Source organism: Kitasatospora sp. NPDC097691 (assembly GCF_040302665.1).
GTDB lineage: Bacteria > Actinomycetota > Actinomycetes > Streptomycetales > Streptomycetaceae > Kitasatospora.
In genome coordinates this window covers 54,442-72,396 of record NZ_JBEORY010000023.1, presented here as the reverse complement: position 1 = coordinate 72,396, position 17,955 = coordinate 54,442, and the positions used below count along the sequence as shown (strand labels likewise).

17 protein-coding genes are annotated in these 17,955 nt (G+C 75.3%); 6 read left to right on the top strand and 11 right to left on the bottom strand.

What is annotated here, in order from left to right; translation table 11 throughout:
- The first annotated feature begins 26 nt into the window (after window positions 1-26).
- Window positions 27-902, top strand: coding sequence for a LysR family transcriptional regulator (locus ABTY56_RS18515; RefSeq protein WP_350629920.1), 876 nt, complete (start codon window positions 27-29; stop codon window positions 900-902).
- Here ABTY56_RS18515 and ABTY56_RS18510 read toward each other — a convergent pair.
- Window positions 899-1,486: a TIGR03086 family metal-binding protein gene (locus ABTY56_RS18510; protein WP_350629918.1), complete on the bottom strand. Its 588-nt coding sequence runs from the start codon at window positions 1,484-1,486 to the stop codon at window positions 899-901. The genes ABTY56_RS18515 and ABTY56_RS18510 overlap by 4 nt on opposite strands.
- Before the next feature lie 66 nt (window positions 1,487-1,552).
- Between ABTY56_RS18510 and ABTY56_RS18505 the strand changes: the two genes are divergently transcribed.
- The gene (locus tag ABTY56_RS18505; protein WP_350629916.1) at window positions 1,553-2,344 is read left to right on the top strand and encodes a DUF6597 domain-containing transcriptional factor; all 792 of its coding nucleotides are present in this window, start codon (window positions 1,553-1,555) and stop codon (window positions 2,342-2,344) included.
- On the opposite strand, the gene ABTY56_RS18500 is transcribed toward ABTY56_RS18505, so the two are convergent.
- The 5 genes from ABTY56_RS18500 to ABTY56_RS18480 form a co-directional block, all read right to left on the bottom strand.
- A complete protein-coding gene (locus ABTY56_RS18500; protein WP_350629913.1) occupies window positions 2,326-3,060 on the bottom strand; it encodes a VC0807 family protein in 735 nt (244 codons plus the stop codon). The two genes, ABTY56_RS18505 and ABTY56_RS18500, sit on opposite strands and share 19 nt — an antisense overlap.
- Window positions 3,061-3,172: 112 nt before the next feature.
- A complete protein-coding gene (locus ABTY56_RS18495; protein ID WP_350629911.1) occupies window positions 3,173-4,159 on the bottom strand; it encodes an ABC transporter substrate-binding protein in 987 nt (328 codons plus the stop codon).
- 82 nt (window positions 4,160-4,241) lie between these two features.
- A complete protein-coding gene (locus tag ABTY56_RS18490; RefSeq protein ID WP_350629909.1) occupies window positions 4,242-5,060 on the bottom strand; it encodes an ABC transporter ATP-binding protein in 819 nt (272 codons plus the stop codon).
- Between the two features lies 1 nt (window position 5,061).
- Complete coding sequence (locus ABTY56_RS18485; protein ID WP_350629907.1) at window positions 5,062-6,108, bottom strand: FecCD family ABC transporter permease; 1,047 nt, start codon at window positions 6,106-6,108, stop codon at window positions 5,062-5,064.
- Entirely contained in the window at window positions 6,105-7,151 is a 1,047-nt protein-coding gene (locus tag ABTY56_RS18480; protein WP_350629905.1) for a FecCD family ABC transporter permease, read from the bottom strand. Before ABTY56_RS18480 ends, ABTY56_RS18485 begins: the two co-directional genes overlap by 4 nt.
- Window positions 7,152-7,250: 99 nt before the next feature.
- Between ABTY56_RS18480 and ABTY56_RS18475 the strand changes: the two genes are divergently transcribed.
- A complete protein-coding gene (locus ABTY56_RS18475) occupies window positions 7,251-7,874 on the top strand; it encodes an HAD family hydrolase (RefSeq protein WP_350629903.1) in 624 nt (207 codons plus the stop codon).
- Window positions 7,875-7,950: 76 nt separating this feature from the next.
- Here the strand turns inward: ABTY56_RS18475 and ABTY56_RS18470 are convergent, their stop codons facing one another.
- Window positions 7,951-8,181, bottom strand: a complete 231-nt coding sequence (locus ABTY56_RS18470) for a hypothetical protein (RefSeq protein WP_350629901.1) — start codon at window positions 8,179-8,181, stop codon at window positions 7,951-7,953.
- Window positions 8,182-8,654: 473 nt separating this feature from the next.
- On the opposite strand from ABTY56_RS18470, the gene ABTY56_RS18465 reads away from it, so the two are divergent.
- A complete protein-coding gene (locus ABTY56_RS18465) occupies window positions 8,655-9,038 on the top strand; it encodes a cold-shock protein (RefSeq protein WP_270144901.1) in 384 nt (127 codons plus the stop codon).
- Window positions 9,039-9,052: 14 nt separating this feature from the next.
- Here the strand turns inward: ABTY56_RS18465 and ABTY56_RS18460 are convergent, their stop codons facing one another.
- The 4 genes from ABTY56_RS18460 to ABTY56_RS18445 form a co-directional block, all read right to left on the bottom strand.
- Window positions 9,053-9,907 carry a 1,4-dihydroxy-6-naphtoate synthase gene (locus ABTY56_RS18460; protein WP_350629899.1) on the bottom strand — a complete coding sequence of 285 codons (855 nt, stop codon included), beginning with the start codon at window positions 9,905-9,907 and terminating at the stop codon, window positions 9,053-9,055.
- Window positions 9,900-10,718 (bottom strand): futalosine hydrolase, encoded by an 819-nt coding sequence (locus ABTY56_RS18455; RefSeq protein ID WP_350629897.1) that lies wholly within the window; start codon window positions 10,716-10,718, stop codon window positions 9,900-9,902. The genes ABTY56_RS18460 and ABTY56_RS18455 overlap by 8 nt, the downstream gene beginning before the upstream one ends.
- Before the next feature lie 10 nt (window positions 10,719-10,728).
- Entirely contained in the window at window positions 10,729-11,259 is a 531-nt protein-coding gene (locus tag ABTY56_RS18450; RefSeq protein WP_350629895.1) for a hypothetical protein, read from the bottom strand.
- Between the two features lie 72 nt (window positions 11,260-11,331).
- Window positions 11,332-12,684 (bottom strand): MFS transporter, encoded by a 1,353-nt coding sequence (locus ABTY56_RS18445; protein ID WP_350630023.1) that lies wholly within the window; start codon window positions 12,682-12,684, stop codon window positions 11,332-11,334.
- A 702-nt stretch (window positions 12,685-13,386) separates the two neighbouring features.
- On the opposite strand from ABTY56_RS18445, the gene ABTY56_RS18440 reads away from it, so the two are divergent.
- Both ABTY56_RS18440 and ABTY56_RS18435 read left to right on the top strand, forming a co-directional pair.
- Entirely contained in the window at window positions 13,387-14,268 is an 882-nt protein-coding gene (locus ABTY56_RS18440) for a DUF3027 domain-containing protein (RefSeq protein WP_350630022.1), read from the top strand.
- Window positions 14,269-14,647: 379 nt separating this feature from the next.
- A complete protein-coding gene (locus tag ABTY56_RS18435) occupies window positions 14,648-17,944 on the top strand; it encodes a sacsin N-terminal ATP-binding-like domain-containing protein (RefSeq protein ID WP_350629893.1) in 3,297 nt (1,098 codons plus the stop codon).
- The last annotated feature ends 11 nt before the right edge of the window (window positions 17,945-17,955 follow it).

The following is a 17,955-nucleotide window of genomic DNA, read 5'->3' as shown; positions in this document are numbered from 1 at the left end:
TCGGATGCTGGCTATCATCCTCGGATATGGAGATGCACCAGCTGCGCTACCTCGCCGCCGTGATCGACGAGGGAACCTTCACCGCCGCCGCCCAGCGCCTGCACGTGAGCCAGTCGGGGGTCAGTACGCAGGTGGCCAAGCTGGAACGCGAGCTGGGCCAGCAGCTGCTCGACCGGTCCGGCCGGAAGGTGCTTCTGACCCCGGTCGGGGAGGCTGTTCTCCCGCTCGCCAGGAACGCCCTCGCCACGCTCGACGCCATTCGGCACACCGCCGCCGAGTTCGCCGACGCGGTGCGCGGCCGGGTCCGCCTCGGCATGATCATGGGCTGCTCGATCCCGCCGTTCCTGGACACCGTCGCCGACCTCGGCCGCACCCACCCCGGCATCGAACTGAGCCTCCACGAGGGCCACTCCGACCTGCTCCAGGCGCAGGTCCGCTCCGGCGACCTGGACCTCGCCCTGATCGGCTTCGCCGGTGAGGCAGACCCGGGCCTGGACGTCGACGTCGTCGTGGACGAGCGGATCGTCGCCGTCGTCCCGGCCGGACACCCGCTCGACCGCGAGGAGTTGAAGCTCGCCGACCTCCGGGGCGAGAAGGTCCTCTGCCTCTCCCCGGGCACCGGTCTCCGGGCCGCCTACGAGGACTCCTGCCGCCGGCTCGGCCTCGACCCGCGCGTGGACATCGACGCCAGCTCCCCGCTCGCCGTGCTCCGGCTCGCCGAGCGCGGCGCCGGGGTCGCCGTCCTCAGCGCCTCCTCCGTGGAGGGCGCGGGCCTACGGGCCGTCCCGCTCGCCGACGCCGCGACGTACGCCCGGCTCGGCCTGGCCGCCCGGCCCGACCAGCACTCCCCGGCGGTCCGGCTGCTGCGCGACAAGCTCCGTACGGCGCTGGGTGGTTGTTAGGCCTTCCAGTGCGGGTCGCGGCCGGAGGCGGCGAGTGCGCGGTCCCAGGCGGAGGCGTCGTCCGGCAGGGCGACCGCCCCGGCGAAGCCCTCGTACTGCCGGTACAGCTCGGCGTTCTCGGCGACGATCTCCCCGACCAGCTCGGCGAGTTCGTCGTCCACGTCGATCCGCAGGCCGACGGCCCGGGCGACGTCCCAGCCGTGCAGCAGCAGCTCCAGGATCAGCATCCGGGCGATGCCCAGCGCGGGCATCGGCGAGCCGCCGAGGTCGACGTCCCCCTCCCAGGCGGCCGGCTCGGCCCAGGCCGCGACCGCGCGCTCCAGCTGCGTCGCGTACGCGGAGCGCCAGTCGGCGTCGGCCGCGAAGTCCCGAGAGACCAGCTCCTCGGGCAGTTCGACCCGCCGGGCCCGGTGCTCCAGGCCGTGCGAGGTGTAGAGCACCCAGTGGTTGATCAGCGCGCGGGAGTCGAAGTCCCCGCAGGGCGTCGGCGCGTCCAGCGGGTGGTCGGCCGGGACTGCGGCGGCGACGCCGGCCGCAGCGGAGGCGGCGCGGGCCAGGAACGGGTGCATCGGGTGGGCGTTCATGCCGTCCAGCCTGCGCCGGGTGAGGCTCCGGGGTCTTGAAGAAACGCGACGGCTAGCCTGGCTGCCATGGACTCCGCCGACTCTCCCGATCTCGGCCGCGGTGTGCTGCACCGGGCCCGGGCGGCCGAGCTGATCAGCGTGGATCGGCTCACGCCCCACCCCGAGGTGGCGCGGTTCGTCGAGTTCTACTGGCTGGTGCGCTGGGACCTGCACGGCCTGCCCCCGTACGAGCAGAAGGTGCTCGCCCACCCCAACGTCCACCTGGTCTTCGAGGCCCCGCGGGCCCGGGTGTACGGGGTGGACCGTTCGCTCTTCGTCCGCCGGCTCGAGAACACCGGGCACGTGCTGGGCGTGAAGTTCCGCCCGGGTGCCTTCCGGCCGTTCGCGGGCCGGCCGGTGAGCGAGCTGGCCGACCGGTCCGTCCCCGCCGCCGAGTACTTCGGTGCCGACGCGGACCGGTTCAACGCCCGGATCCTCGACAGTCCGGACGCGGCCCTCGCCGACGCCTTCCTGCTGCCCCGGCTGCCCGCGCCGGACCCGGTCGCCGGCGAGGTGGCGGCGATGGTGGACCGGATCACCGGTGCACCGGACCTGCGCCGGGTGGACGACCTGGCGGAGGAGTTCGGTGTCGGCGTGCGGCGCCTCCAGCGTCTGTTCGCCGAGTACGTCGGCGCCTCCCCGAAGTGGGTGCTGCGCCGGGCCCGGCTCCACGAGGCGGCCGAACGGGCCGGTACCGGCGGCGAGTTGGACCTGGCCGCACTCGCCGCCGAACTGGGCTACGCCGACCAGGCCCACCTCACCCGCGACTTCACCGCCGCCGTGGGTGAATCCCCGGCCCGCTACGCGGCGGCGGGCTGACCGGCCTGACCGGCCTGGGCGGCCGCGGCTGCGGCCGCTTCCGCGGCGGCCCGGCCCTTGGCGCTGGCCCGCTTGGCGTAGGCGATGGTGAAGTAGACCAGCCCGCCGAGCACCACGTACGGAAGGATGTTGTTGACCGTCACCACGGTGCCGTGCGACAGGGTGTAGACCAGCACGATCCGCAGCACCGCCTCCAGGACGAAGGCCACGCCCCACACGATGGTCAGGTTGCGCTGGACCCGGCGGAAGCCCGGGTACTGCCACATGGAGTTCCACCAGGCGACCATGTCCGGCGTGCCGTCGGTGGCGAACTTGCGCCCGAAGTAGAACATGATCGGCTTTGGTGCGGCGAGCGAGACCAGGTAGAGCACGCCGAGCAGGCCGGAGACGAAGGAGTCCTTGGCCAGCAGCATCTTCGGGTCCTGCGGGCCGATCAGCGCGACGACCAGGGTCAGGGCGACGAAGACCAGGGAGACCACGGCGAACTCGTCGATCCGGCGGTGCCAGACGAGGTAGATCAGGGTGTCGATCACCGGCCCCAGACCCGAGAGCAGGATGGCGGTGGATTCGCTGTAGCCGTGGTCGTGCAGCTGGTTGTAGATCATGATCGGCGCGACGACGTTGAAGCCGATGCTGATCAGCCAGCCGAGGGCGGCTGCCTTCCCCTTGCGGGCGGGAGCCTGTGGAGCTGCGGTAGTGGGCGCGGTAGTTGACACTGTGTCGTCCCCCGGAGTAGCCGTGATTTCTCGGCTCATTCTGACGGAGCGGCAGGTCAAGCGCCTAACGTCGGACCGAATCGTGATCGATCGTGCCCGAGCGGGCCCCTGCTCACGCGCCGAGGAAGCGCTGCAGCTCGTCCAGCACGTAGTTGGCCCCGGTGTAGCCGATCCCCTGGAACCACAGCTGGTCGTCCACCGGGAACGCCCGGTGCGCCCTGACCGCCCCCAGCGCCTGCCAGCCCGGGCTCGCCAGCATCGCGTCGAGGCCCGCCTGCTCCGGATCGCCGTACGTCGCGTAGAGCAGCAGGTCGCCGTCCGCCTTCCCGATCTGGTCCGGCGGGACCTCGAAGTCCGACTGGTCGACGTTCTGCGCGTCCGGCCGCCCCACCTGGGCGTCGGCGAGCACCGTCCCGGGGAAGCTCTGCCGGCCGTACAACCGGATCCCGCCGCCCGCCACGAACCGCACCAGGCTCACCCTGCGCCCGGACAGCTTGGCCGCAGACAGGGCCTGCGCCACCTGCCCGGCGTGCTTCTCGTAGGCGTCGGCGAAGGCCTCCCCGGCCGCCACCCGGCCCAACGCCCGGGCGTGCAGCCCGACGTTGGCCTTCCAGGGCGCGCCGGTGGTCTGGGTGAGCACGGTGGGGGCGATTTCGCGCAGCTGGTCGTAGCGGTCCCCGTCGCGCGCCTGGTTGGAGAGGATCAGGTCCGGCCGCAGCGCGCGTACGGTCGGCAGGTCGGGCGAACCGGCGGGGCCGACCAGCCGGATCCCGGTGGTCCGGGAGGTCGGCCAGTAGTCGGGGTAGCGGGTGTCGCGGGCGGGGAGCGCGGCGCCGACCGGGGTGATGCCGAGGGTCAGCGCCGAGTCGAGCACGTCGGTGTCCAGCACGACCACCCGCATCGGCTCACCCGGGACCAGCACCGGCCCGGTGGCGGTGTTCACGGTCACCGGCGGTGCCGGGGTGGCGGTCGGCGAGGTGCTCGCGCCGAGGTCGTCGGCGGTCGCCGGGGTCGGGGTCCGGGTGGTGCCGCCCGTACAGGCCGCGAGCGAGGCCCCGCCGAGGCCGGTGAGGAGGGTGCGGCGGGTGATCCGGGGCATCGGCGGTCCTCGGGAGACGGGCGGGGTCGGGGCGCCGTCGATTATGTCCGAAATGGCGGTTAAAGTGCCGCTAAGCGTGTCGTCAGGCGTCCACCGCCGCCGTCGTCGTCGCCGCCCACGGAGCGCCCGGGACGACCAACGGCGTGCCCGTCACCGGATCCGGCACCACCACCGAGTCCAGCCCGAACACCTCCCGCACCAGCTCCGCCGTCACCACCTCCCCGGGGGCACCCTGCGCCACCACCCGGCCGTCCCGCATCGCCACCAGGTGGTCGGCGTACCGGGCCGCCTGGTTGAGGTCGTGCAGCACGGCGACGACCGTCCGCCCGCGCTCCACGTTCAGCCGGCGCACCAGGTCCAGCACCTCCACCTGGTGCGCGATGTCCAGGTAGGTGGTCGGCTCGTCCAGCAGCAGGATGTCGGTGCCCTGGGCCAGGGCCATCGCGATCCAGGCGCGCTGGCGCTGGCCGCCCGACAGCTCGTCCATGCTGCGCTCGGCCAGCTCCGCGGTCGAGGTGCGCTCCAGCGCCTCCGAGACCGCCGCCTCGTCCTCCGGCGACCACTGCTGCCACCAGCTCTGGTGCGGCTGGCGGCCGCGCGAGACCAGGTCCGCCACCGAGATGCCCTCCGGGGCGGTCGGCGACTGCGGCAGCAGGCCCAGCCGCTGCGCGATCCGCTTGGTCGGGATCCGCGCCAGCTCCTCGCCGTCCAGCAGCACCGCGCCCCGGACCGGCTTCAGCAGCCGGCCGAGGGCCCGCAGCAGGGTCGACTTGCCGCAGGCGTTCGGGCCGACGATCACCGTCACCCGGCCGTCGGGGATGCGGACGTCCAGGCCCTCGACGACCGTGCGCGCCTCGTAGGCCAGGGTGAGGCCCCGGGCCTCCAGACGGTGAGCGGACATCTCAGGAACCTCCACGGCGGGATCGGATCAGCAGCCACATCAGGTACGGCGCGCCGACCAGGCCGGTCACCACGCCCACCGGCAGCTCGGTCGGCGCCAGCAGCCGCCGGGCGACGAGGTCGGCGAGGACGACCACCAGCGCGCCGGTCAGCGCCGAGCAGAACAGCGGGACCTGCGCCGAGCGGGCCAGCCGCAGCGCGATCTGCGGGGCCATCAGCGCGACGAAGTCCACCGGCCCGGAGGCCCCCGCCGCGCAGGAGGCCAGCACGATGCCCAGCAGCGCCATGCCCAGCCGGATCCGGTCCAGCCGCAGGCCGAGGCCCACGGCGGTCGCGTCGTCGAAGGAGATCGACCGCTGGGCGCGGGCCGCCCACAGCGCGACCGGCAGGGCCGCGAGCAGCACCGGGGCGAGCCAGGCGGCCTGGTCGTAGCCGGAGCCGTTCAGGCTGCCCGTCATCCAGACCTTGGCGGCCTGCGCCTGGAAGCCGTCGCCCTTGGTGAGGAAGACGGAGGTGAGCGAGGACAGTGCGACGCTGATCCCGATGCCGATCAGCACGAAGCGCTGCGCGTGCAGCCCGCGCCGCCAGGCCAGCGCGTACACCAGCAGCCCGGCGACCAGGCCGCCGGCCACCGCCGCGTACGGCGCCTGGCCGGTCGAGCCGACCACGCCGTACGCCGTCAGGCCGACCACCGTCGCGGTCGCGCCCCAGGTCACGCCCACCACGTCGGGGCTGGCCAGCGGGTTCCGGGCGACGGTCTGGATCAGCGCGCCGGCCAGGCCGAGGGCCGTACCGACCAGCAGTCCGACCACCACCCGGGGCAGCCGGAACTCGCCGACCACCAGTTCGTCCGGGCTCGGCTGCCCGAGCACCACCTTCACCACCTCGGCCGGCGACACGGTGGACTCGCCCAGGCACAGCGAGGCCACCACCGCCCCGGCGAGCGCGAGCAGCAGCCCGGCGGCGACGCACGCCGAGCGCCGGTGCAGCAGGAAGGATGCCCGACCGGCCCGCACCACGGAGTAGCCCCGCAGGGTGACCGCGCTCATGCGGCGACCACCTTCCGGCGGCGGACCAGGGCCACCAGCACGGGGACGCCGACCAGCGCCGTCATCACGCCCGCCGGGACCTCGGACGGCGGGAACAGGACCCGGCCGAGGGTGTCGGCGAGCAGCAGCAGGGCCGGGCCGAGGACGGCGGAGAAGGCGAGGACCCAGCGGTGGTCGGCGCCGGCGACGGCGCGGGCCGCGTGCGGGACGGCGAGGCCGATGAAGGCGATCGGGCCGGCCGCCGCGACCGCCGAGCCGGTGAGGACGGTGGCGCCGAGGGCCCCGACCGCCCGGACCGCGCCGGTCTTCGCACCCAGCCCCTTCGCCGTGTCGTCGCCGAGCGCCAGCGCGTCCAGCCCGCGCGCCACCGCGACGACCAGTACCGTGCCGACGGCCAGGAAGGGCAGCAGCTGCCAGGCCACGTCCGGGGTCCGTCCGGAGAGCGAGCCGACGTGCCAGAAGCGGAACCGGTCCATGGTGGCCGCGTCCGTGGTCAGCACCAGGGTGTTGAGCGAGGCGATGAACGCGGACGTCGCCGAGCCGGCCAGCGCCAGCTTGATCGGCGTCGCCCCGCCCCGGCCGCGCCCGGCGAGCCCGTGGACCAGCACGGTGGCGATGACCGCGCCGGCGAAGCCGAACCAGACGTACCCGGTGAGGGTGGAGACGCCGAAGCCGGAGATGGCGACCACCACGCCGGCCGCCGCGCCCTGGGAGACCCCGAGGATGCCGGGGTCGGCGATCGGGTTGCGGGTCAGGCCCTGCATGACGGCCCCGGCCAGGCCGAGCGCCGCTCCCACGGCCAGGCCGACGATCGTGCGCGGCACCCGGAGCTCGCGGATCACCACGGCGTTCGCGGTGCTGCCGCCGTGCAGCAGGGCGTCGAGGGTCTCGCCGAACGGGACGGTCCGGCTGCCGACCGCGAGGCTCAGCAGCACCGCGGCGGCCAGGACGGCCAGCGCGACGGCGAACCACGGTATTCGGCGCCGCGGCGCCCGGTTCGACGTGCGCGGCGCGGCGGGTGGTGCGGTGGTGTCGTCGGTCATGAGCCCTCTCCGCAGACAACTCAGGCAAACCTAAGTTCCGCCGCGAAGGCGGGGCAAATTGCCTCGTGGCCCCGGCCGTCCGTTGGATAGCCTGGCGGCATGCCCGCGACCTCACAGGCCCCGCTCACCGTCGGCTTCGACCTCGACATGACGCTGCTGGACACCCGGCCGGGTATCCACGCCACCTACCTGGCGCTCTCCGCCGAGACCGGCACCCCGATCGACGCCGACCTGGCGATCACCAGGCTCGGCCCGCCGCTGCTCGACGAGATCCGCAACTGGTTCCCGGAGGAGGAGGTGGAGCGGGCCGCGACGCGCTACCGCGAGCTCTACCGCGACCACGCCTTCGCCCCGACCGTGGCCCTGCCCGGCGCGCACGCCGCCGTCGAGGCGGTCCGCGCCCACGGCGGCCGGGTCGCCGTGATCACCGGCAAGTACGAGCCGAACGCCCGCCTCCACCTGGAGCACGCCGGTCTGCCGGCGGACGTGCTGGTCGGCGACCTCTGGGCCGAGACCAAGGGCGCGGCGCTGCGCGAGCACGGCGCGAGCATCTACGTCGGCGACCACCTCGGCGACATCGTGGGTGCCCGGCACGCGGACGCGGTCGCGGTCGCGGTGGCCACCGGCCCGTACGGGGCGGACGAGCTGCGCGAGGCGGGGGCGGACGTGGTCCTGGCGGACCTCACCGACTTCCCGGACTGGCTGGCCCGCCACCTGGCCTAGGACCGCCACCCGGCCGGGGTACCCGCCGTGTCAGGACCCCCCCGTGTCAGGGCCCGCCGTGTCTGGGCCCGCCGCGTCAGGACTCGACGCGGCGGCGCTGGTCGCGCGCGTTCAGGAACAGCCCGGTCAGCGCGGCCAGGAAGCCGGCCGGCATCAGCATGCTCAGCCAGTACGCGGCCGTCGGCAGCGGCGTCAGGTGCAGGAACAGCGGGACGAAGGTGACCAGGGTGGCGAGTGCACCGATACCGAAGACGATCGCCCCGGCCTTGACGTACACGTCGCCGGGATCGGCGCTCTGGCTGCTCACGTCTGCTCACTCCTCGGGGCTGGGCCGGACCGCCCCCAGTCTGGCAGAGCGGCCGGTGGGGCCGCCCACCGGAGCGGCTTCGTCACGTTGCGCAGTTTCTCGGCAGCTCAACGTTTTGATCCCTGCTGAGCGGGGGTATGCAGGGGGTGCCGAGGGGCGCTACAGGTGCGCCCCGCGTCCTCAGACCCGGGGGTGTGAGCCGATGGACCGCGCAGCGCCGCGACCCGGCCGTGCCAGTACCGGGTTGCCCGTGGTCGCGAGATCCCCGCACCCCGACCGCCCCGATCGGGCCTCGGAACGCGGATCCTTCGCGGAACGCGGATGAGGTAGTCACGGACCGTTAGTCTGCTCCCGACAGTGTGCTGACCATGAGCGCCCACGGGCGCCGCAGCCGAGGTCGGCCGCATCTTCCACCACCCAGTGATCCCCGGCCAGGGCCGGGATCCCTCACACCCATTCGAGGACTGTTCGAGATGCCCACCGGCCAGGTCAAGTGGTTCAACGAGACGAAGGGCTTCGGCTTCCTGTCGCGCGACGACGGCGGCGACGTCTTCGTCCACACCAAGGCGCTGCCCGCCGGTGTCACCGTGCTGAAGCCGGGCCAGCGGGTCGAGTTCGGCGTGGTCGCAGGGCACCGCGGCGACCAGGCGATGGCCGTGCAGCTGCTGGAGGCGCTGCCCTCGGTGGCCGCCGCCCAGCGTCGCAGCGCGGACGACATGGCCCCGATCGTCCAGGACCTGATCACCACCCTGGACGCGGTGCTGCCCGGCCTCCAGCGCGGGCGCTACCCCGCCAAGCCGACCGGCCAGAAGCTGGCCGGCCTGCTGCGCGCGGTGGCCGACCAGTTCGACGTGTAGGGCGGCGCGGGCGGCTACCCGAACGCGAGCGCACCCGGGTCGAGCGGGGGCACCAGCCCCTCCGCGGCGGCCCGGGTGAGCAGCGCGCGGACGGCCGCGTAGCCCTCCTCGCCGAGGTCCTCGGTGAACTCGGTGACATACAGCCCGATGTGCTGCTTCGCGACGTCCAGGTCCATCTCCTGGGCGTGCTCCAGCACGTACGCGCGGCTCGCCTCCGGGTCCGCCCAGGCCTGCCGGACGGAGGCACGGATCGCGTCGGCGACGGCCCGCAGCCGCTCGGCGCCGAGCGAGCGCTTGGCGACGATCGCACCCAGCGGGATCGGCAGGCCGGTCTCCGCCTCCCAGGCCTCGCCCATGTCGGCCAGGGAGTGCAGGCCGTACTGCCGGTAGGTGAAGCGGGCCTCGTGGATCACCAGGCCGGCGTCCACCCGGCCGTCCCGGACGGCGGGCATGATCTCGTGGAACGGCAGGACGACGATCTCGCCGAAGCCGCCCGGCACCGCCTTCGCCGCCCAGAGCCGGAACAGCAGGTACGCGGTGGAGCGCTCGGAGGGCACCGCGACGGTCTTCCCGGCGAGGTCCGCGGGGGACTCCACGCCCGGCAGGGTGAGCACCAGCGGCCCGCAGCCGCGCCCGAGCGCACCGCCGCAGGGCAGCAGGGTGTACTTGTCCAGGACCCACGGCAGCGCGCCGTAGCTGATCTTCAGGACGTCCAGCTCGCCGCGCTCGGCCAGGCCGTTGGTGACGTCGATGTCGGCGAAGGTCACCTCGGGGGCGTCCGCCCCGGGCACCAGGCCGTGCGCCCAGGCGTGGAAGACGAAGGTGTCGTTCGGGCAGGGCGAGTACGCGATGCTCAGCCGTTCAGCCACGGCCGGCCTCCTCGATCGGTTCGTGCCGCGAAGCCGGTCCGTGGACGGGCAGCGCAGCCAGTTCGTGGACGGGCAGCGCGGCGAAGGCCCGCTCCAGGGCGGCCAGCGCCTCGCCGATCCGCCAGGCGGTCCGGTCGCGCGGGCCCACCGGATTGGACACGGTGCGCAGTTCGAGGGCCGGCACGCCGTACCGGGCGGCGGCCTCGGCCACGCCGAAGCCCTCCATCGCCTCGGCGGCTGCCCCCGGGTGGCGGGCGGCCAGCGCGGCGGCCCGCTCGGCGCTGCCGGTGACGGTGGAGACGGTCAGCACCGGGCCGACGACGGCGCCCGGGCCGGTGGCGCCGTCCCGGCCTGCCAAGGCCTCCGCGACGAGCGCGACGGCGGCCGGGGGCGGGGTGTGCCGGACGGTGCCGAAACCCAGCTCGGTGACGTCGGCGAAGCCCTCGGCGGTCTCCGCGCCGAGGTCCGCGGCCACGATCGCGTCGGCCACCACGGTGGCGCCGACCGGGGCGTGCGGGGCGAAGCCGCCCGCGATCCCGGCCGAGACGGCCAGGGCGTACGGGTGGGCGGCCAGGGCGGCGGAGGCGGCGGCCGCGGCGGCGGCCGGGCCGACCCCGGCGGCCAGCACGTCCACCGGAGCGCCCGCGGACCGGTGCAGGGTGCCCCCGGGCAGCGGCAGGGCGCCGGCCCCGCCCGGAAGGCCGCGCAGCACCGCCTCGGCCTCGGCGGCCACCGCGACGACGACGAGCAGCCGGGCCCGTGCGGGGCCCGACTGCTCGTGCTCGCCGTTCCCGGCGTCGTGCGCGGTCATCGCAGGACCGTCAGCTGTCCTGGGTGTTCAGCTGGAAGTACCAGACCGCGATCGGGTTGTCCGAGTTCTTGTCGCCCTCGACCACGGTGATCAGGGTCTTGCCGCCGGCGTTGAGGATCTTGTTCGCCTGCTGGGAACCCGACCAGGTCGGGCCCTTCGCGTACGCGGCGAGGCTGGTGCGCCCGCCGGAGGCGGTCGAGCCGCCGTTGCTGAAGGCCCACCAGCCGGAGTCGGCCACGTTCGGGGAGACACCGACGCCGACCCGGTCGCTCGCCACCACGTCCATGGTGGGCAGCGTGCCGTTCTTCAGGGCGGTGTTGGCGTCCTCCTGGCACTTGTCCTGGAGGTCCTCGGTGATCGGGCTGCCGTTGTTCCAGCACAGCGGGTCCGCGACCGTCGAGGAGTTGCCGACCGTGAGGGTGGCACGGTGCGAGTTGTGCTCGGTCTGGCCGGCCGCGATGGCGACGGAGGTGCCCACCGTGGCGGCGCCGACCACGACGACGGCGCCGAGGGCGGCGATGGCACGGGAATTGAGGCTCATGCGTCAGAATCTACCGGGCCTGGCCGATCACGCTACGCGGGGGTCGGCCACCGCGTGTTGCCGCACCTCCGCTCAGGCCACCCGGGGCGCCGCGGGATGCCGTCGCAGACCCACCCGGAAGAGCGAGCGGAGCGTCCACAGCAGCATCAGGCCGACCACCGCGGCGGCGATCGACAGGCCCAGCACCCCGTTCAGCGGCAGCAGGATGCCGACCGCGCCGCCGGCCACCCAGCACAGCTGCATCAGCGTCTCCGAGCGGGCGAAGGCCGAGGTCCGCACCGCCTCCGGGACGTCCCGCTGGATCAGCGCGTCCAGCGCCAGCTTGCCCAGCGAGGCCGCCATCCCGGCGACCCCCGCGACCAGAACCACCGTCACCACGCCGTACCAGAGCGCGGCCGCCGCCGTCGCGCAGGTCGCCAGCAGCAGCATCGCGGTGACCGTCGTCTCCGGGCCGCGGGTGCGCAGCCAGGAACCGAGCACCGAGCCGAGCGCGTTGCCCGTGCCCGCCGCCAGGGCCACCAGCCCCAGCGCCAGCGTCGGCTGCAGGCCGCCGATCGGCTCCTCCCGCAGCAGGAAGGCCAGGAACATCACCAGGAAGCCGACCAGCCACTTCATCGCCGACATCGCCCGCAGCGCCAGGATCACCGACGGGCCGACGGTGCGCAGCGAGGCCTTGACGGGCGGCGGCTTGTGGTGGATCAGGTGCGAGCCCTCGCCGTGCACCTCGGCGTGCAGGACGGCCCGCTGCTCGCCCTTGGCCGAGTCCACCTTGTGCGGCAGGTGGAAGGCCATCAGCGTGCCGATCACGAACACCAGGAAGGCGCCGCGCAGCGGCCAGCCCGGGCCGATCAGGTGCAGCAGTCCGCCCACCGCGGCCGCCACGCCGGTGGCCAGCAGCCCGGCCAGGGTGACCCGGGAGTTCGCCTTCACCAGGGAGAGCCGGCTCGGCAGCAGCCGGGGCACCACGACGCTGCGCACCACCCCGTACGCCTTGGACGCCACCAGCACGCCGAGCGCCTCCGGGTAGAGCGCGATGCCGCCGCCGGCGATCACCCCGGCCATCGTCCAGGCCAGCACCGCCCGGGCCAGCATCGACATCGCCATGGCCGCCCGGCGGCCGTGCGGCAGGCGGTCCAGCAGCGGGCCGATCACCGGGGCCAGGACGGCGAACGGGGCCATCGTGATCAGCAGGTAGAGCGCCACCCGGCCGCGGGCCTCGCCGGTGGGCACCGAGAAGAAGATGGTGGAGGCCAGCGCGATGGTGATCAGCATGTCGCCGAAGGAGTTCAGCGCGTGCAGCTCGATCAGTTTGGCGAGGCCGGACTCGCCCGCGCCCTCGGCGGCGGTGGCCCGACGGATCCGGCGGCCGGTGCCGTGCACCACCTTGCCGGTGCGGGAGCCGGCGGCGGAGGCGGTGCGGACCAGGAAGTGCCGGCGGGGCTCGGGGACCTCCTCCTCCAGGTCCTCGTCGAGGGCGGCGAGGTGGCGGGCGTGGACGTCGTCGTGTCCGGGGATGCCGTCCGGTCCGGGGATGCCGTCCGGTCCGGGGAAGCCGTCCGGCCCTGGGACGCCGCCGGGTCCGGGGAAGCCGTTCGGTCCGGGGACGCCGCCGGGTGCCTCGCCGGGCGCGGCGGACCGGGGCGGCTTGACCAGGCTCACGGGGGCGGCGGGCGCCTCGGTTCCGCCCGCCGGCTGCGGTTCGCCCGCGCCGGGGACCGGGGGCTGCTGTCGCGGCACGGCGTCCGCCTGGTCGGGGCTGCCGGCCTGCGAGGCGCGCAGTGCGTGCTGCGACGGGTTGTCGTCCGCCACAAGCCCATCCTGCCCCAGATTCGCCGTGGCGACGCGGGATTGCGCTCCGCTCGGCGCGGTCGTCGGGTGCTCGCGGGGCGTCCGCGGAACGTCGGCGTCCGCCCCGGACTGTGCCGGGGTGCCGGGCGACGGGTAGCCTGCCCAAGGTCCGCCCGCCGGGCGCCGGGGCGCCGGCAGGCCGGTCGAGCGGCGCGGCCGGTACCCGAGGGGGCCTCCGGTCGCGCAGAATGGACGAGGGACTACCGAGCCGCGACGGAACAGGCAACACGCCGTGGGCGACAGAAGAACTGGGAGAGAATCGACGCCGTGAGTGCTGCGATGCGAAGCCGTACCCCCGACCGGCTCTGTGCCGAGGCCGTCGAACTCGCCCGTCAGGCAGCCGAGGAGGCCGTCGGTGCGGAGGCCGTCGGGCCGCACCTCGGCGTCCAGGCGGATGCCGAGCGCGTCGTCACCCACACCTTCGAGTGCCTGGACGCGGCGTACCGCGGCTGGCACTGGGCGGTCACCGTCGCCCGCGCCCCGCGCGCCAAGAACGTGACCCTGGACGAGGTCGTGCTGCTGCCCGGCTCCGACGCCGTCCTGGCCCCGCAGTGGGTGCCGTGGAGCGAGCGGCTGCGCCCCGGCGACATGGGCCCCGGCGACCTGCTGCCGACCGGCGCCGACGATCTGCGGCTGGAGCCCGGCTGGACCGGCGAGGACGAGCCCGCGCCGAACTCCGCGGTCGCCCTCGTCGACGACGAGGACCTGGTCGTCACCGACCCGCACGTCCAGCCCGCCCCGGCCCGCGCCCGGATCAACGCCGTCGCCGAGGAGCTCGGTCTGGGCCGCAACCGGGTGCTCTCCCGGCTCGGCCTGCACCTGGCCGCCGACCGCTGGGAGAAGGCCCACGGCCCGCAGACCCCGATGGCGCAGGCCGCGCCGGCCTCGTGCAACAGCTGCGGCTTCCTGATTCCGATCGGCGGCTCGCTCGGGCAGGCCTTCGGCGTGTGCGGCAACGAGTTCGGGCCGGCCGACGGCCAGATCGTCTCGTTCGCGTACGGCTGCGGCGGCCACTCCGAGGCGGCCGTCATCCCGGCCCCGCCGGCGCCGTCCGAGCTGATCCTGGACGAGCTGGTGGTCGAACCCCTGCAGCTGCACCCGGACCGCGCCTCGGGCTCCGTCGAGCCCGATGCCCCCGCCGAGGAGCTCGGCCACTCCTGAGCCGTCCGCCGCACGGCCCGCCCGGTGACGCACCGGGGCGGGCCGTGCGGCGTTCCCGGGCTCAGCGGCGGCCGAACGTGCGGGCCGCCTCCCCGGCCAGGGCCGGGGCCCGTGCGCGGCCCTCCTGGGGCCTCCCGGGCCCTCCCGGGGCTCGTTCGGCGGTCACCGGTGGTACGTGGCCGGCCACCGGCCGCCCGGCTGCGGTCCTGCGTGTCACGCTCGATCAGGACGGACCGGGAACCGTCGGAGGCCGTGCGGCTCCCCCCGTCGACCGGAACGGGGCCTCGGCGCGGGCAGCGGGCGCCCCTGGTCCGCCGGGGGTCCCCGGGCAGGGAAGAATGCCCTACGACGTACAGGGCGGCGGAAGGCGGCAGGTCCCGTGGAACCTCGGATCATCGGCAGCGGCACGGACGAGCACCTCTCGGACCCCTTCGGCAGCGCTGCGCTGCGGCGGCGGGTGCTGGACGCCTGGGCCGCCTCGCCGGCCCGGTTCCGGGAGGACGCCAACGCCGAGGAGGAGCTCGCGCTCGGCGGCTACCGGGACCGCCTGGTGGTCGAGTTGGCGCAGAACGCGGCCGACGCGGCGGTCCGAGCGGGGCACGGCCCCGGGCGGCTGCGGCTGACCCTCGCGGACGGCGTGCTCGCCGTCGCCAACACCGGCGCCGCGCTGGACGCGGCCGCCGTCGAGTCGCTGTCCACCCTGCGCGCCTCCTCCAAGCGCGGCGAGGCGCCCGCCGTCGGCCGGTTCGGGGTCGGCTTCGCCGCCGTCCTCGCCGTCACCGACGAGCCCGCCGTGCTCAGCGCCACCGGCGGGGTGCGCTGGTCGCTCGGCGAGGCCCGGTCGCTCGCCGAGGCGCAGCCCGCGCTGGCCGACGAGCTGCGCCGCCGGGACGGCCACGTGCCGCTGCTGCGGCTGCCGTTCGCGGCCGAGGGCCCGGCCCCCGACGGCTACGACACGGTGGTCGTGCTGCCGATGCGGGACGCCGCGGCCGAGGACCTGACCCGCCGCCTGCTGGCCGGGATCGACGACGCGCTGCTGCTCACCCTGCCCGGCCTCGCCGAGGTCGTGGTGGAGACCCCCGAGGGCACCCGGACGCTCACCCGGGTCGCCGCCGAGACCCGCCCGGACGGCGTCACCGAGGTCACCGTCACCGACGACGCGGGCGGCCGGCTGCGGCAGACGGTGTGGCAGACCGCCGGCGCCTCCGGCAGCCTGGACGCCGAGCTGCTGGTCGACCGGCCCACCGAGGAGCGCACCCGCCCGTACTGGACGGTGACCTGGGCCGTGCCGGTCGGCGCGGACGGCGTCCCGCAGCAGCCCGGCATCGCGTCCGTGCTGCACGCGCCGACCCCCAGCGACGAGCCGATCGGCCTGCCCGCTCTGCTGATCGCCTCCTACCCGCTGGACTCCACCCGGCGGCACGTCGCGCCCGGCCCGCTGGCCGACTTCCTCACCGAGCGCGCCGCCGACAGCTACGCCGACCTGCTGCGCGCCCGCGGCGCCGACCTCGGCTCGCTCGGCCTCGTGCCCGGGCCGCTCGGCCAGGGCGCGCTGGACAACGCGCTGCGCGCGGCGGTGCTGTCCCGGCTGCCCGGCACGCCGTTCCTGCCGCACCCGGCGCCGGTCGAGGAGGGCACGCCGGCGCTGCGGCCCCGGGACGCGACGCTGCTGGAGGGCGCGGACGGCTCGGTGGTCGAGGCGCTCGCGCCGATCTTCCCCGGGCTGCTGCCGGCCGGCCTGGAGCGCCGCACCGAGCTGCGGGTGCTGAACGTGCGCCGGGTGCCGTTGGCCGAGGTGGTCGACCAGCTCGGCGGACTGGACCGCGAGCCCGGCTGGTGGCGCAACCTGTACGCGGCGCTGGGCGGGGTCGATCCGGAGGCGCTCGGCGCGCTGCCCGTGCCGCTCGCGGACGGCCGGACGGTGACCGGGCCGCGGCGGGTCCTGCTGCCCTCGGAGGACGCCGACTGGGCGGCCTTCCCGGGCTACCCCGAGTCGCTGGCCGGCGCGCTGGCCGCACTCGACCTGCGCCTGGCGCACCCCGAGGCCGCGCACCCGCTGCTGTCCAAGCTCGGCGCGGGCACCGCCACTCCGGCCGGGGTGCTGGACACCCCCGAGGTGCGGGCCGCCGTCGCCCGCTCCTACGAACTGGCCGAGGACGACCTGGATGCGGCGATCGAACTCGCCGACGCCGTCCTGGCGTTGGTGAAGGCCGCCGCCCCGGAGCCGGGTGAGCACCCCTGGCTGGCCCGGCTGGCGCTGCTCGACGACGAGGGCGAGCCGGCCCGCGCGGGCGAACTCGTGCTGCCCGGCAGCCCGTTCGCCGCGCTCGCGCGCGAGGAGGACGCCGGCTGGGTGGACGACGAGCTGCTGGAGCGGTGGGGGCCCGGGGTGCTCGCGGCCGTCGGCGTGCTGGCCGACTTCGTGCTGGTGCACGCCGAGGACGTGGTGCTCGACCCGGACGACCTGGAGCGGCTCGACCCCACCGTCCCCGCCGACCGGGCGGCCGGCGGCCACCCCACCGGCCTGCTGGACGAGGCCCCGGACGGGCTCGCCGAGTGGGCCGAGGACGTGCTGGAGGCCCTGCAGGCCGACGAGGCCGTCGGCGTCCCGCCGGTGGCCGCCGAGCTGCTGGCCGTGCGCGACCTCGACCTGGTGGACGACGACGCCTGGCCCGAGGCGCTCGCCGCACTGGCCCGCCCGCCGTACCGGGACGCCGTGGTCAACCCGGTGCGCACCCTGCTGCCGGACGGCTCCTACGCCGACCTGCCGCCGTACACCGCGTGGTGGCTGCGCGACCACCCGGTGCTGGCGGGCCGCGAGCCGGCCGGTCTGCGCGCCGCCGGCGCCGACCCGCTGCTGCGCGGCCTCTACGACGAGGCGCGCACCACCCTGGACGACCAGTTCCTGCACGCGCTCGGGGTGCGCACCACGCTGGCCGCACTGCTCGCCGAGCCGCACGGGCCGGACGAGGTGCTGGACCGGATGACCGACCCGGCCGCCGAGGTCGGACACCGCCAACTGCACGGTCTGCACAGCGCGTTGGCCCGGGTGGAGCGCGAGCGGATCGAGTCGCTGGACGTGGTGCGGGCGCTGCCCCCGCTGGACCCGGCCACCGGGCGGCGACCGGCCCACACCGTGGTGGTGGACGCCACCGAGGCGGTCGTCGCGGACGCCCCCGACCTGGTCCAGCTGCTGCACTCGTACCCGCTGCTGCCGGTCGCCCCGGCGCTCGCGGCCGACCTCGCCGAGCGGCTGCACGTGTCGCTGGCCAGCGAGGTGGCCGGCGGCCGGGTGCTGTCCGAGGGCGTGCTGCACCGGGTCCCGGCCGTGGTGCGCGAGCTGCTGCCCGGCTGCCCCGTCGCGTACGAGGAGCACGAGGAGCTGCTGGTCGTCGGGCCGGACGGCGGCGAGGCCGCGGTGGACTGGCGATGGGACACCGGGGCGGACACCCCGGAGCCGCCGTACGACCCGGAGTCGGCCGAAGCCGACGACGAGGACGACGAGTTCGAGGTCCCGCCGGTGCCCGGCCTGCTGCACGCGGCCACCCCGGAGGGCCTCGCGGCCGGCCTCGCCTGGTCGGTCGGGCAGTGGCACCGGCGCTTCGAGGTGCTGGCCGCGCTCAGCGAGCCGGACCGGGCGTACGAGCTGTCGGCGGCCCGGGACTTCGAGGGCTGAGCCCGGCGGGG